The sequence below is a fragment of the Streptomyces sp. NRRL F-6676 genome, from assembly GCF_000725625.1.
In the GTDB taxonomy this organism is placed as follows: domain Bacteria; phylum Actinomycetota; class Actinomycetes; order Streptomycetales; family Streptomycetaceae; genus Streptomyces.
In genome coordinates, this window is sequence record NZ_JOHS01000001.1 from 24,535 (window position 1) to 39,395 (window position 14,861).

9 protein-coding genes are annotated in these 14,861 nt (G+C 72.6%); 2 read left to right on the forward strand and 7 right to left on the reverse strand.

From position 1 onward, the window contains the following. Positions 1 to 5: 5 nt before the first annotated feature. From IO29_RS00125 to IO29_RS00135, 3 genes are read right to left on the reverse strand one after another with little or no spacing between them, the layout of a single operon-like run. Positions 6 to 1,349 (reverse strand): ABC transporter substrate-binding protein, encoded by a 1,344-nt coding sequence (locus IO29_RS00125; RefSeq protein WP_030381152.1) that lies wholly within the window; start codon positions 1,347 to 1,349, stop codon positions 6 to 8. Between the two features lie 52 nt (positions 1,350 to 1,401). Then, entirely contained in the window at positions 1,402 to 2,298 is an 897-nt protein-coding gene (locus tag IO29_RS00130; protein WP_030381153.1) for a carbohydrate ABC transporter permease, read from the reverse strand. Positions 2,299 to 2,307: 9 nt separating this feature from the next. Beyond that, the gene (locus tag IO29_RS00135; protein ID WP_030381154.1) at positions 2,308 to 3,261 is read right to left on the reverse strand and encodes a carbohydrate ABC transporter permease; all 954 of its coding nucleotides are present in this window, start codon (positions 3,259 to 3,261) and stop codon (positions 2,308 to 2,310) included. A 228-nt stretch (positions 3,262 to 3,489) separates the two neighbouring features. Between IO29_RS00135 and IO29_RS00140 the strand changes: the two genes are divergently transcribed. Continuing rightward, positions 3,490 to 5,502: a DUF4832 domain-containing protein gene (locus IO29_RS00140; protein WP_030381155.1), complete on the forward strand. Its 2,013-nt coding sequence runs from the start codon at positions 3,490 to 3,492 to the stop codon at positions 5,500 to 5,502. A 59-nt stretch (positions 5,503 to 5,561) separates the two neighbouring features. Continuing rightward, on the forward strand, positions 5,562 to 6,770 hold the full coding sequence (locus tag IO29_RS00145) for a Gfo/Idh/MocA family protein (protein ID WP_030381156.1): 1,209 nt from the start codon (positions 5,562 to 5,564) through the stop codon (positions 6,768 to 6,770). A 30-nt stretch (positions 6,771 to 6,800) separates the two neighbouring features. On the opposite strand, the gene IO29_RS00150 is transcribed toward IO29_RS00145, so the two are convergent. The 4 genes from IO29_RS00150 to IO29_RS00165 all read right to left on the reverse strand — a co-directional run bounded on the left by IO29_RS00150 (position 6,801) and on the right by IO29_RS00165 (position 14,616). Beyond that, positions 6,801 to 7,697 (reverse strand): DMT family transporter, encoded by an 897-nt coding sequence (locus IO29_RS00150; protein WP_051707838.1) that lies wholly within the window; start codon positions 7,695 to 7,697, stop codon positions 6,801 to 6,803. Between the two features lie 266 nt (positions 7,698 to 7,963). Further along, on the reverse strand, positions 7,964 to 11,128 hold the full coding sequence (locus IO29_RS00155; RefSeq protein WP_030381158.1) for an amidohydrolase family protein: 3,165 nt from the start codon (positions 11,126 to 11,128) through the stop codon (positions 7,964 to 7,966). 476 nt (positions 11,129 to 11,604) lie between these two features. Then, the gene (locus tag IO29_RS00160) at positions 11,605 to 13,092 is read right to left on the reverse strand and encodes an AMP-binding protein (protein WP_033226160.1); all 1,488 of its coding nucleotides are present in this window, start codon (positions 13,090 to 13,092) and stop codon (positions 11,605 to 11,607) included. A gap of 87 nt (positions 13,093 to 13,179) precedes the next feature. Next, positions 13,180 to 14,616, reverse strand: coding sequence for an MFS transporter (locus IO29_RS00165; protein ID WP_030381160.1), 1,437 nt, complete (start codon positions 14,614 to 14,616; stop codon positions 13,180 to 13,182). Positions 14,617 to 14,861 lie beyond the last annotated feature (245 nt).

Here is a 14,861-nt window from a genome sequence, read left to right on the forward strand (position 1 = left end):
AAGGGCTACTTGAAGAGGGCGTTGACCTTGTCGTTGGCGTCCTTCAGTGCCTTCCGCGGCTGGGCCTGGCCGAGGATGACGGACTGGATGGCGTCCTGCACCAGCGGGTTGATCTCGGTGCCGTGCTCGGTGACGGGCAGCGGGAAGGTCTCCTTCGCGGCCGTGACGTCGGTGAACACGCTGACGTCGTGCCCCTTGGCCTTGTGCGCGGCCAGCGCCTTCTGGGTGGCGGACTTCAGCGCGGGGAAGACCACGGCGTGCTCGGCCACCCGGTCCTGGCAGTCGGCGGAGCCCAGGTACTTGACCCAACTCCAGGCCTGCTCCTGGTGCTTGGTGCCGGCCCAGATGGAGTCGGCCAGCCCGTTGATGGCGCTCTTGCGTCCGGCGGGCCCGACCGGCAGCGGGGCGAAGGCCAGCTTCTCCTGGACCTTGGGGTCGGTGAAGGTGGAGATGGTCCACGAGCCGGTGACCATGAGGGCGCCCTTGCCCGCCGAGAGCAGCTCGGAGTTGGCGACCGTGGACTGCTTGTCGAAGCGGGGCGCGTACCCCTTGTCGATCAGGTGCTTGAACCAGGCGATGGTCTCGGCGAGCTTCGGGTCGTCGTAGTTGTAGTGGGTGCCCCAGGGGTTCTTGTCGAGATAGGTGAACCCGTTGGCGGCGGCCAGGTCGCCCCAGCCGTTCTGTCCCTGCGAGCCGTCGGCCCACTCGGGCAGGAACCCGTAGACCTTGATGTGGTTCTTGTCGAAGTCCGGGTCGAGTCCGTTGCGGCCCTTGGTGTCGACGGTGGACTTGGCGATCGCCTGCTCCAGCGTGCCGCCGTCGGACGGGTTCCAGGTGAGCTTGTCCAGCTCGGCCTTGGTGAGGCCCTGCTTCTTCAGCATCGTGGTGTTGTAGACCAGCGCCATGGTGTCCCAGTCCTTGGGCAGCCCGTAGCGCTTGCCGTCCTTGGCCCAGACGTCGGCCAGACCGCTCTGGTAGGCGGAGAGGTCCACCTTGTCCCGCTCGATCAGCGGTTGCAGGTCCAGGAGCTGGTTGCTGGTGGCGAACTGCGGATAGTAGGAGCTCTGGTTGGTCCACACGTCCGGGGCGTCGCCGGAGGTGAGCTGGGTGGTGAGGTTCTGCCAGTACTGGGCCCACGCCGTCTGGGTGATCTTGACGGTGATGTCCGGGTGGGCCTTGTGGAACGCGGTCGCGCACTCCTGGTAAGCGGGGAGCTGCTTGTCGTCCCACAGCCAGTAGTTGAGCGTGGTGCCGCCGGAGCCCTCGTCGGAGCTGCCGCAGGAGACGAAGGTCGAGGTCGCGGCCAGGCACAGCAGGGCCGCGGCGGCGCGCCGGTGGGTGGATCGCATGTCGGATGCCTCTCTCAGGAGCGTGCGGTGACGAAGTGGTGGGAGGGCCGGCTCACTTGATGCCGGTGAAGTTCAGCGACTCGACCAGACGGCGGCCGAGGAGGATCAGGATCACGAGGACGGGCAGCACGGAGAGGGTGGAGCCGGCCATCAGACCGGTCCAGTCCGGCTGGGTGTTGGGGGACTGCTGCTGGAAGATGCCGAGCGCGACCGTCAGTACGCGGGTCTCCTCCTCGCGGCCGGTCAGCAGCGGCCACAGATAGTCCTTCCAGGCCCACACCGCGGTCGTCAGCCCGATGGTGAGCAGGGGGCCCCGGCTCATCGGCATCACCACGCGCCAGAAGACGCCCCAGGCGCCGACCCCGTCCAGGACGGCGGCCTCCTCCACCTCACGCGGGATGGACAGGAAGAACTGGCGCAGGAAGAACACGGCGAACGGCGTCATCAGCACGCTCGGCGCGACCATGCCGGCGAAGGTGTTGAGCCAGCCGAGGTTCTTCACCAGCACGAAGTTGGGCAGCACGGTGAAGATGGGCGGGACCATCAGGGCGGCGATCAGCACCCCGAAGACCGCGTCCCGGCCGGGGAAGCGCAGCCGGGCGAAGGCGTAACCGGCCATCGCGCAGAACAGCGTTTGCAGGGAGGCGATCAGACCGCTGTAGACGACGGAGTTGAGCAGATAGCGCAGGAAGTCGACCTGTGCCCCGGAGCCGCCGGCGGCCCTGGCCTCCTCCTGGCTGGTCAGCCCGAGCACCCGCCAGAAGTTGATCATCGTGGGGTGCTGGGGGAAGGGGCCCGTGGAGTCGGAGTAGAGATCGGCCGCGGGGGTCAGGGCGGTGCGGACCATCCAGTAGAACGGGAAGAGCGTCGCCACCAGTGCGACGATCATCAGCGCCCAGGCGAGGATCCGGCCCGGCGTCGGCCGGTTGCGGGTGCGCGTGCGTGTCATGGTCGCTCCTCAGGCCAGATCCGAACGGGACGCGCGCAGCAGCCGCATCTGCACGGCGGTCAGCACACCGAGGAGCAGTGCGAGGATCACGGCGACGGCGGAGGCGTACCCCATGTGGAAGTACGTGAAGGCCTGTTCGTAGATGTAGAAGTAGATGACCCGCGTGGCGCCGACCGGGCCGCCCTTGGTGGTCACGGCGATCGTGTCGAAGATCTGGAACGAACCGATCAGGGAGACCACCAGGACCAGCGCCAGGACCGGGCGCAGCAGCGGCAGGGTGATGCGGGTGAAGGTGCGCCACTCGCCCGCGCCGTCCAACGAGGCGCTCTCGTACAGGTGTTGCGGGATCTGGAGCATCCCCGCGTAGAGCAGCAGCGCCGTGTAGCCGGTGTAGGCCCAGGCGTTGATGCCGGCGACGGTGGGCATCGCCCAGGTCGGTGAGGTGAAGAAGCCGGTGGGGCCCACGCCGAAGGCGCCCAGGAGGTGGTTGACGAGGCCGAGGTTGGCGTCGAGCATCCACATCCACAGCAGGCCCACGGTGACGTTGGGCACCAGCCAGGGCACGAGCAGCATCGCGCGCAGCGCCACCGAGCGGGTCAGCCGGTGCATCAGCGTCGCGAGCCCCAGGGCGAGGATCATCTGCGAGCCGATGTTCAGCACGACGTAGTAGCCGGTGACCTTGAGCGCGTTCCAGAACTGGTCGTCGCCGATCAGCTGCCGGTAGTTCTCCGTGCCGGTGAAGTGCGGATCGGTGAGCAGGCTGTAGTCGGTGAGCGAGTAGTAGACGCCCCGGGCGGTCGGATAGGCGTAGAACAGTGCGAATCCCGCCAGGGCCGGGGCGAGGAACAGCCAGGCCGCCTTCCTGTCGTCACGCGCTTTCCGGGGCCGCCCCGGGCTCGCGCCTTTGCCCGTGCGGCCCCCGCCGCGCTGCCGGGGCGGCGCAACTGCCGTGCTGGCGCCCATACTCACGCCTCCGAAGAAGATCTGCGCCGCACCTCTTGCCAGTGGAGCGCTGTGCCCACATATTGATGAGCAACAGCGAAACTTTGTCAATGGTGGCGCATAACTGATCGGGATTCAGCCACACTCGCCGGACCGCGCGCCGGCCCCGGACCGGACCTCCCACCGGCCCGGGGCCGGCGGCCGGGTCACCGGCCACCCCCACCGCAACCGAACCCCCGGAGGCCGACCATGCGCACGTTCTCGCCCGGACGCCGCAGAGGGCTGTGGGCCGCTCTCTGCTCGGCGGCCCTCGCCCTCGCCCTCACGGCACTGCCCGGCACCACCGCCCACGCCGCCCCCGTCACCGCCGGCACCGCGTCCGGCGCCGCCGCGGCCGCGGGCGGTGTCCCCGACCGCCCGGCGCCCGGCCCGGACCCCGACCCCACGCTCCCGGTCCACGCCCTGGCCGCCGCCGACGCGCCACTGGACAACCCGCTCAAGGGATTCGCCCGCTTCTACCAGGCGGGCAGCGACCAGAACACGGGCTATCCGCACTCGCTGACCTGGTCCTACTTCGGCCTGTCGGAGGTCATGAACGACGCCTCCGACTGCGGCCACTACGACTGGGGGGTCCTGGACGACGCGCTGGACGCCATCGCCGCGGCCGGCAACCGGGCCGCCGTCCGCTTCTACATCGAGTATCCGCACAGCACCGGCAGCCACCCCACCAACGCCATCCCGCCCTGCTTCGCCGGGCACGTGGACAACCGCGACAACGCCTACTGGGGCACCACCAGCCCCGACTACGACAGCCCCTACCTGCTGGACGCCCTCAAGCGGTTCATCGCCGCCTTCGGCGCCCGCTACGACGGCGACCCGCGCCTGGGCTTCATCCACCTGGGGCTGATCGGCCTGTGGGGCGAATGGCACACCTGGCCCTACGACACCGACACCTCCGGCGACTCGTACCCGGACTACATGCCCACCGACGCCCACGCCGCCGAGATCGTCGACGCCTACGACAAGGCCTTCACCCACACCAAGATCGAGCTGCGCTATCCCGACTCCGCGGGCGGCGCCGCCGACAGCCGGCCCTCCGTCGGCTACCACGACGATTCCTTCTGCTACCGGGAGGGTTCACCCCTGCAAGGCGTCACCCTGCCCGAGTCGATGGGCGGCGCCCCCTGGGCCCAGCTCCAGAAGGCCGTCGAACACGGCGTCGAGAACCGCTGGACCACCGCATCCATGGGCGGCGAGGTACGGCCCGAGATCCAGCCCGACGCCTTCGCGAACTGGCCCGGCGGGTCAGGCGACGTGGACAACATGAAGGCGTGCCTGGAGCTGGAGCACACCACCTGGAAGATCAACGAGGGCAGCGCCAACTACTCCGCCACCGACCCGAACGTGGCCGCCGCCGTCCGGCTGATGGGCTACGACCTCGGCGTCACCGACGCCTACTTCCACGACAGCGCACAGGGCACCACCAAGGTCGGCGTACGGATGACCAACACCGGTGTGGCGCCCTTCTACTACCCCTGGAAGGTCCGCCTCGGCCTCAAGAACGCCTCCGGCGAGGTCGTCAAGGACTGGGACACCTCCTGGGACCTGCGCACGGTCATGCCCACCCGGATCAGGGCCTTCCCGGACTGGGGAGTGGGCTCCGACCCCACGTACCTGGACTTCGGCAGCCCGCGCTACTTCGACACCTCCGTCGATCTCACCGGCGTCGGCCAGGGCGGCTACCGGCTCGTGATGAAGGCCGACAACCCCCTGGAGAAGGTGAGCTCCCGCGCCAAGAAGCTGCGCTTCGCCAACGCCGGCCAGAACAGCGACGGCTGGCTCGACCTCGGCGCGATGACCGTCGGCCCGGGCCAGGACACCGGTCCGGCGAGCTACGAGGCCGAGGCGTCCGGCAACACCCTGACCGGCGGGGCGCTCGTGGCCGACTGCGGCGGCTGCTCCGGCGGAGCCAAGGTGGGATACGTCGGCAACGGCGCCACCCTCACCTTCCGCCACGTCGACGGCGGCACCGGAGGCACCCGCACCGTCACCGTGCACTACGCCACCCAGACCGCCCGCACGGCCACCATCGAGGCCAACGACGGCACCACCCAGACCCTCACCTTCGCCCCGACCGCCGACTGGAACACCACCGCCACCACCACGGTGCGACTGGACCTGCGCGCGGGTACGGACAACACCGTCACCCTCGCCAACCCCGACGGCTGGGCACCCGACATCGACAGGATCACCGTGAGCTGACGCCCCCCGCACACCACTACAGAACACCACGCATCACCCACCAGAAAGGCGCACCTGTCATGACCGACGCCCCCCGCGAACTCCGCCTCGGTGTCCTCGGCTTCGGACTGCGCGGCTCGCTCGCGCGCACCGCCCACCGACCGGGCGACGGGTCACGGATCGCCGCGCTCGCCGACCCCGACGGCGCGGCCCGCAAGGAGGCGGAAGCGGCGTTCCCCGGGGCGCGCCTGACCCACGACCACAGGGAGGTGATCCACGCCCCCGACATCGACGCCGTCCTCGTCCTCACCCCCGACCACACCCACGCCGACCTCGCCCGCGAGGCGCTGGAGGCGGGCAAGCCGGTCTTCGTCGAGAAACCCCTCGACATCACCGTCGAACGCTGCGACGCGATCCTGCGCACGGCGTACGAGACCGGCACCCGCCTCTACGTCGGACACAACATGCGGCACATGCCGGTGATCCGGCTGATGCGCGACATCATCGCGCGCGGCGAGATCGGCGAGGTCAAGACCGTCTGGGTGCGGCACTTCGTGGGGTACGGCGGCGACTGGTACTTCAAGGACTGGCACGCGGAACGGCGCCACACCACCGGGCTGCTGCTCCAGAAGGCCGCCCACGACATCGACGTACTGCACTGGCTCGCCGGGGGCTACGCACGGCGGGTGCAGGCCCTCGGCGACCTGATGGTCTACGGGGACAACCCGCACCGCAGGTCCCCCGGCGAGCCCAAGTACGCCGACTGGCACACCGAGGACGGCCACTGGCCCCCGCACACCCAGCGCGGACTCAACCCGGTCATCGACGTCGAGGACGTGTCGCTGCTCAACATGCGCCTGGACAACGGGGTCCTCGCCGCCTACCAGCAGTGCCACTTCACCCCCGACTACTGGCGCAACTACACCGTCATCGGCGACGCCGGCCGGCTGGAGAACTTCGGCGACGAGGAGGGAGCGGTGGTCCGGGTGTGGAACTCCCGCCGCTCCACCTACCGGGCCGAGGCCGACGCGGAGTACGCCGTGCCGGCCACCGGGGAGGGCGACGACGGGGAGGAGGGGCACGGCGGCGCCGACCCGCTGCTGATCGACGAGTTCCTCCGGTTCGTGCGCGAGGGCGGCGCCACGGACACCTCGCCCGTCGCCGCGCGGATGGCCGTCGCCGCGGGGGTACGGGCCACCGCGTCCCTGCGGGACGGCGGCACACCCCGCGAGGTGCCGGAGCTGGATCCGGAACTGGTCGCCTACTTCGAACGGGGGCAGACGCGGTAGCGGTGGCGGCGGCCGCTCGGCCCCGGGCGCTCAGGAGGCCGGGGCCGAGCGGCCCTCGGCCTCCCGCGCCTCGTTGCGCAGATCCGTCCCCCGGTGCGCCAGCACCAGCACACCCGCGATGATCAGGCCCACGCCCAGCAGCTGCGGCAGCAGCCACCACCCGGCACGGAGGTGCTCCTGGTACAGCACCACCCCGAGCAGCAGGCTCACCGTCGCGTCGCCGAGGGTGAGCGCCGGCTGGGAGGCGACCAGGGGCCCGCCCTGCATCGCGTGCTCGAGGAGCAGCACCGCGCACACCCCGGCCGCCGCGAACGCGTACGTCTGCCACGCGGTGAGGAAGGCGACGATTCCGGAGCCGTCCAGGACCGCCATGGCGGACTTCATCAGCCCGGCGGTCAGCGCGTAGCAGACCGCCGTGGCCGCGCCCAGACAGCCGGCCCGCGCCTTGCCGGTGGGCCGTCTGAACCCGGCCGCCACCAGCAGCACCACGAGCCCGGCGCAGGCCACCAGCGCCGGGATCCACCGGTCGGGGGCCACATGCTCCTGGTGCCCGGAGGGCGACGCGGCCACCAGGGCGAGCCCCAGTCCGACGACCACCGAGGCCACGGCCGCCCACAGCGCACCCGGCAGCCGGTTCCGCGTCACCAGCGAGGCGATCAGCAGGGCCAGCGGCAGCTCCAGCACGAACAGCGGCTGGACCAGCGAGAGCGGGCCGGTGGCCAGCGCCGCCGCCTGCCCGATCCCGGCCACCACCACCGCGAGCATCCCGGCCATCCACACCGGCCGGTGCAGCAGGTCCAGGACGAGCCCGAAGCGGAACCCCCGCGACTCGGGCACGCTCAGCGCGGCCCGCCGCTGCAACACGGTGGCCAGCGCGTTGCTGAACGCCGCGCACAGCGCGAAGACGACCGACAGCACGAGACCCACTCCCACGCCCATTCACCGATCCTCGCGCGCCTCGGGCCCGTCCGCGCGCCGCCGCCGGGCCGTGTCGTTCCGTAAGGGATCTCCGGATCCTCTCAGAAGACCGGTGCCTTCGGCCGCGCGGGCTCCGCCGCCGGGGCCGCCACCCGGTCGCCCGGGTGGCGCGGCGCGCGCAGGTGGCGCCGGTACCCCGGAAGGCGTGGGGACGGCTCACCGGTCCAGGACGCGTCCGGACGGGTGAGCCCGCAGCCGCGCGGGGCGCCCGGTGCCTACCGCTCGCCGGGGTGGCAGCAGTGCCCCGCCCGCAGGGCCCGCCCCACCGTCCGCCAGTCGGTGCCCTCCGGCGGCGCGGGTGCGGGGCCGGCCGCGAACGTGGCGACGAGGTCGCTCTGCCGGTACGGCACGCCGTCGCGCAGGACGAGCGGGGTGTCGACGAGGGTGGCGAAATCGGTGAACGGATCGCCCCGGACGACGGTGAGGTCGGCGATCCGCCCCTCCTGGACCGTGCCGAGCTGCCCGTCGAGGCCGAACAGCCGTGCGGGCACGCTGGTGGCCAGGTGCAGGGCCTCGGCCGCGGTGAACCCGTGCGCGTGCAGGGCGCGCAGCCCGAGGTGCAGGGACAGGCCGACGGGGACCAGCGGGGAGTCGGTGCCGAGGGCCAGGACCGCGCCCCGGTCGGCCAGGCGCCGGTAGTCGGCCGTCTCGGTGGCCAGCGCCCGCAGCTGCGGCGCGGTGGGCGCGGTCCCCGCGCGTTCGCGTACGGCGGCGACGTCCCACGGCGGCATCAGGGCGCGCACCCGGGGGTCGTCGGCGAGGGCGGGGTCGGCGCCGAGGAGGAACTGCGCGCCGAACGGCGTGATGATCATGCGGAAGTCGCCGTCGCCGTACTGGGCGAGCAGGTCCTGGTGGAGATGGCCGAGCGGCGTGGTGGCGTGACCGTGGGGCAGGCGCTGGGTGGCCTGCAAATGCGTGGTCAGGTCCTGGCCCGCCGCGCGGCCGGGGGAGCAGAGGTGGCTGCCGCTCGGCACGCCCAGCCGGTGCGCCGCCTCGGCGGCCCGCGCCATGACCTCGCCCGGGGCGCGCACGTACGTCTTGACGAAGTCGACGTCCAGTGCGGCGGCCCGGCGCAGGGTGCGCTCGACGCCCTCCGGGGTGCGGTGGGCGCGGCCCATGCTGTACGCGGTGCGGGCGCCGTCGAGCAGTTCGGCGCAGGCCAGTTGGCGCGGGCCCAGGGCGCGCCCGGCGTCGGCGGACTCCCGCAGCCGCACCGTCTCGTACAGGGGCCCGCCCATGCAGACGGTGGTGGTGATGCCGTAGGCGAGGGCGGTGAGGGCCTGCCGGGCGCCGTAGGTCGCGGTGTACGGGTGGGTGTGGCTGTCGAACAGGCCGGGCAGGACGGTCCGGTCGGACAGGTCGAGGGTGCGGTGGCCCGGCCGGTGCCGGCGGTGGGGCTCGACGGCGGTGATCCGGTTGCCGTCGACGAGGATGTCGACGTCGTGGTGCGGGGCGGTGCCGGTGGCGTCCCACAACTGACCGGCGTGCACGCGCAGTCTCCCGGCGCGCGAGGGGACCGTGCGGTGGGCGGTCAGACGGAGGGGCAGGGTGCGGGTGCGGCCGGGGGAGCCGTCCGCGTCGAGGGAGAGCAGTCGCAGCCGGCCGTTCGAGAGGTACAGCAGGGTGCGTGCGTCGCCGGACCAGCTCGGGTGGTCGGCCGGTTCGTCGGTGAGCCGGCGGGCGGGGCCCGCGGGGGTGCCGTCGGCGGTGACGGGCAGCAGCCACAGCGCGGACTCCGCGACCAGCGCCATCCAGCGGCCGTCCGGGGACCAGACGGGCCCGGCGGCGTACCGGTCGGAGAGCGACTGGTGCGCGGCCGGGAGGTGGCTGCGGGCGGTGCCCGTGCGGGTGTCGACGACGCGGACGAGGTGGTAGCCCTCCCGGAAGCGCTGGTTGAGCCGGTTGCGGTCGCAGTAGGCGAGATACCGGCCGTCCGGTGACCAACTGGGGGCGCCCGGCGGGCCGTCGGCGGCGAGCGGCCGGGCCACCACCCGTTCCTCGCCGGTGGCCAGGTCGCGCACGAGGAGGTTCCCGGTGACGTCCTGGCAGGCCAGCCGGGAGCCGTCCGGCGACAGCGCGGGGTAGAGGCGGCCGCCCTCCGTGAGGGCCGTGTCGCCCGTGCCGTCGGGGCCGACGCGGTGCACGGCGGTCAGCCCGTCCCGGTCGGTGCAGTACAGCAGGGTCCGCCCGTCCGGCGCCCACGCCGGGGACTGCACGTAGTGACCGGGCGCGGCCCGCAGCACCCTGCGGGGCGCCCGGCCGGCGCGCAGCAGCCACAGTGCGTCGAGCGCGACGAACGCGGCGGTGGACCCGTCCGGGGAGAGGACGGGGCGATGGATGCCGCGTACGGGGAAGGACGAACCGGCGTCCAGATCCCGGGACTTGGGGCGCCAGGAGGGGCGGGGCGCGGTCGTGCGGGCGGTGAAGGGGAGGTCGCGGACGGCGGGTGCGCCGAGGGTACGGGTGCGGATGCGGCCGTCCGCCACGTACAGCAGCCGGTTCTCGTCGAGCCAGTGGGGCGGGGCGGCCGCCAGGTCCTCGTCCGCGGTCACCGTCTTCCCGTCCACCGTCAGCAGCGTCCTGGCGGGCGGCAGCGGAGAGGCGGCGGGCGCGCCGGACAGGTGGACGCAGGCGATCCGCCCGCCGGGGGAGACGGACGGGCCCACCAGCCGGCCCTCCGGCACGGTGCGGACGACCTCCGCCGTGCCGTCCGCGAGCGGCACGCGCACCAGGCTGCGGCCGCCGTCGTTGCCGCCGCCGGGCAGGTGGGCGGCGCGCACGCACACCAAAGAGTCGCCGTCCGGCCACCAGACCGGGTCGTAGTCGTCGAAGCCGGCGTCGGCGCCGCCCGTCACCTGTCGCAGGCGGCCGTCGGCCGTGTCGTACACCCACAGCCCGAAGGAGGCGCCGGTCACCGGGTCGCCGCCGCGCTCGGAGGAGAAGGCGATCCGCCGTCCGTCGGGGGACCAGGCGGCGCCCCGGTCGTCCCACGGACCGTCGGTGAGCCGGCGCGGATCGCCGCCGTCCGCGCGCAGCAGCCACAGGTGGAAGGTGCCGCCGCGGTAGCCGCAGACGGCGATCCGCTCGCCGTCGGGGGAGAGGGCCGGCCGGGTGGCCTCCAGGGTCCAGTCGGTGAGCGGCTCGGCCGTGCCGCCGCCGGGCGGTACCCGCCACAGGACGCCCTGCACCTCCGCGACGACGGTACGGCCGGCGCGGTCGGCGGTGACCGAACCGCCCGTCAGCTCGTGGTAGGTGACCGTGCGGCGTCCGGCCCGGTCGGGCGCGGTGAGCGCCCTGGCCGGTGCCGTCGTCGCGACGCCCGCGGCACCCGCCGCGGACACCGTCAGGAACCGTCGACGGTTCAGGTGTTCCGGGGTCATGTCCCGTCCCCTGCCTCTCGTACGCGCGTCCCGCCCGGCGCGGGTCCACCGTTCCCCCGGGGCAACGTGCACCGCGCCCGGGGGTCACGGCACCGCGGTGTCCGGTGCGCCCACGATCGGCCGTATGGATCAGCCGCAGGACCCCCTGGGGCTTCGAGGCGCCGCCCGGGACGCTGGACCCGTTCACGGATCCGGCACGCTCAAGGGCGACGGGCTCACCTTCTGCCCGGCCGAACTGGACGGCGTCCCCGTGGGCACGGGGGTGACCGCCGTCCTCGGCGGTCCGACCGGCGTCTTCGACATCGCGAGGCTCTCGGCGCACCCGTCACCCGCCGATGCCCCTTGCCACCCACCCCCCTTGGGCGCGGTGCCGGAGCCGCCGGGGCTTCGAGGAAGGAGCGCGGAAGGCCGTGCGTACGCGCGGACCCGTCGTGGCTGGTCGCGCAGTTCCCCGCGCCCCTTACGGGGCTGCGTCCCTAACGGGGCGCAGCGTGCAGGCGCTGCGCGCGGAGTGCCGAGCGCCTGACCTTGCCCGCCGCGCTGCGCAGCGGCGTGTCGACGAGTTCGATCGACCGGGGGCGCTTGTGCGGGGAGAGCCGGCCGGCGAGGAACGCGCCGATCTCGTCCGCCGTCGTCGTGCACCCCTCCTCGACCTGGACGATCGCGTGGATCCGGTTGCCGCGGTCCGCGTCCGGCAGTCCGATCACCGCGCTGGAGAGCACGTCCGGGTGCTCGGCCAGCGCGCCCTCGATCTCGGCGGGGTAGACGTTCACTCCGCCGACCAGCAGCATGTCCGACCGGCGGTCGTGCAGGTACAGATAGCCGTCCGCGTCGAACTCGCCGATGTCCCCCAGCGTCGACCACCCGTCGACCTCCTTCACCTCCGCGCCCAGGTAGCGGAAGGCCGGCGGATTGCCCGGCGGGACCCGCATGAAGACCTCGCCGCTGTGACCGGCCTCGGTGACCGGGGTCCCGTCCAGCGCCACGATCTTGATCTCGCCCCACGTCGTACGCCCCACCGAGCCGCGGTGCTCGAGCCATTCGGGACCCGAGATGGTGCACCCGGCCTGCGCCTCCGTCCCGGCGTAGAGCTCGAAGATCCGCTCGGCGCCGAGCCAGTCGATCCACGCCTGCTTGATCGCCGGGGGGCACGGTTCCGCGCAGTGCCACACCGACACCAGCGAGGAGAGGTCGTAGCGGTGCCGGGTCTCCTCGGGCAGGGCCAGGATGCGCCGCATCATCGTCGGCACCAGGTACATCCAGGTGACCGCGTGCCGCTCCACCTCGGCCAGCACCCGCTCCGCGTCGAACTTGCCGAGCAGGGTGACCGTGCCGCCGTTGAACAGGACCGTCATGGCGGTGGAGAAGGGCGCGTTGTGGTGGACCGGCGCGGTGATGAGCGCCCGCTCCCGGCTGCCGATACCCCAGGCCTCGCTGTCGAAGGCGTGGAACGTGCCCGACGAGCCCGAGAGGATGATCTTCGGGCGGCCGGTGGAGCCGCCCGAGGTGGGCGCCTTCCACGAGGGGCCGACCTCCGTCGGCAGGTCGTCGTCCGTGCCGCCGAGCCGGCGCAGCGCCGCCACCGTGGTGGCCCGCAGCCTGCCGTCGCCCACGGGCGCGCCCTCCTCCCGGCCGACGACGGCCACCGGGTCGGACAGTTCGAGGATGGCCTGCTCCTCGGGGGCGGCCAGCCGGGTCGAGAGCGGCTGCGGCACGGCGCCGATCTTCAGACAGGCGAAGGCCGCCACGACCACGTCCACACTGTTGGGCAGCATCAGCGGGACGATGCGCCCGGGCCCGACGCCGGACAGTTTCAGACCGCGCGCCACCGCGTTGCTCGCCCGGTACAGCCCGTCCCAGGTCAGCTCCTCGTCCGCCGCCCGCACCGCGACCGCGTCCGGGCGCTCCGCCGCGTACTCCTTGGGGATGTCGCCGAGCGGGAACTCGGGTTCAGGGGTGAACATATGTGCTGTCTCCTCGTCGTTCGGGAAGTGGCCGGGAAGCCGTGGGGAAAGGGCCGGACACCGCGGTTCCCGGTGCCCGGCCGTGTGTCAGCGGTACAGGTGCGCTCCGGGGAGCGCCTCGGGGTCCCGGCGCACCTCGGCGGTGTTGGTCTCCGGCAGGAACCAGGCGCAGACGAAGGTGACCGCGCCCATCAGGGCGATGAACGCCGCGACCAGGACGGTGCTGTCCGTCTCGGCGATCAGCGCGGTCATCAGGACCGGCGTGCTGCCGCTGACGACGATCGCCGAGAGCTGGTAGGCCAGCGAGGCGCCGGAGTAGCGGACGTTCGGCGCGAACAACTCACCGAAGTAGGCGGCCATCGGACCGTACGTCAGGCCCTGGAAGACGAAGCCGACGGCGACCGCGATGAAGATCATCGGCGCCGACGCCGTCCCCACCAGTGCGAAGTAGGGGAACGCCCAGGCCACCACGCCGGCTCCGCCGATGAGGATGAGGGCGCGCCGGCCGTAGCGGTCCGAGAGCTTCCCCGTGTAGGGGAGGATCGCCGTCATCAGCACCGCGGCCAGCAGCGTGGCGGTCAGCAGCGAGTTCCGGTTCATGTCCAGCGTCTTGGTGCCGTAGCTCAGCAGGCCGGTGATGCTGACGTAGAACAGGCTGTTGGTGGCGGACAGGGTGCCGCAGGCGAGCAGGATGGTGCGCCAGTTGCGGCGCACGGCCTCGGCCAGCGGCGCCCGCACCACGACCGCCTCCTGCTTGCGTGCCGCCGTCTCCTGGAGCCTGCGGAAGTCCGGGGTGTCCTCGACCTTGCGCTGGATGTACAGCACCACCGGGAACATCACCGCGCTGAGCAGGAACGGGATGCGCCAGCCCCAGTCGGTCAGGGCCTCGTCCGACAGGGAGGCGCTGACCGTGGTGAAGACCAGGGTGGAGATGATGACGGCGACGGGCACGCTGGTCTGGCCGAACGTGCCCGCGAACCCGCGGCGCTTGGGCCCGGCCGACTCCGTCAGCAGCAGCGCGATCCCGCCCCACTGCCCGCCGGCCGCGATGCCCTGCACGAAGCGCAGCAGCACCAGCAGGGTCGGGGCGAGCGCGCCGACGGTCCCGGCGCTCGGCAGACAGCCGATCAGGAACGTGGCGAGGGCCATGCCGAGGAGACAGACCACGACCGTGGGTTTGCGGCCGTACTTGTCGCCGAAGTGACCGGCGAGGAGCCCGCCGAGCGGACGGGCCACGAACCCGGCCCAGAACGTGCTGAAGGAGAGCAGGGTGCCGGTCAGGGCGGAGGAGTGGGGGAAGAACACGTCAGGGAAGACGAGCGCCGCCGCCGTGCCGTACAGGAAGAAGTCGTACCACTCGATCGAACTGCCCAGCAGCCCGGCCGCGAGCAGCTTGCGGTGCGCGCGGCGGTCGGCGACGGGCGGGGGAGCGGCGGTGCCGGGGTCGGTGCCGCCGCCGGTGCTGCTGTCGCTGTCGCTGTCGCTGTCGCTGTCGGGGAGGTGCGCGTGAGCGGAGGAAGTCATGGGTGGTGCCCCCTGGGGTGTGGAAGAGGGTGAGCGAGGGACGTTCGCCCGCCGGCCGTCGGGCGCCGCTGCTGTGACGGGCGGCTGCGACCCGCATCACAACCGTCCGCGTTGGGGTGAGAGTAGGGCTGAGCCGGGGCTCCGTAGGATGGAACGTCCGTACACTTGTCGCCGCCCTGGGGTGTGAGGGACGTCCACCCCCTGATCCGACCCCTCCCCCGCCTCGCGGGCACACCGACAGGGAC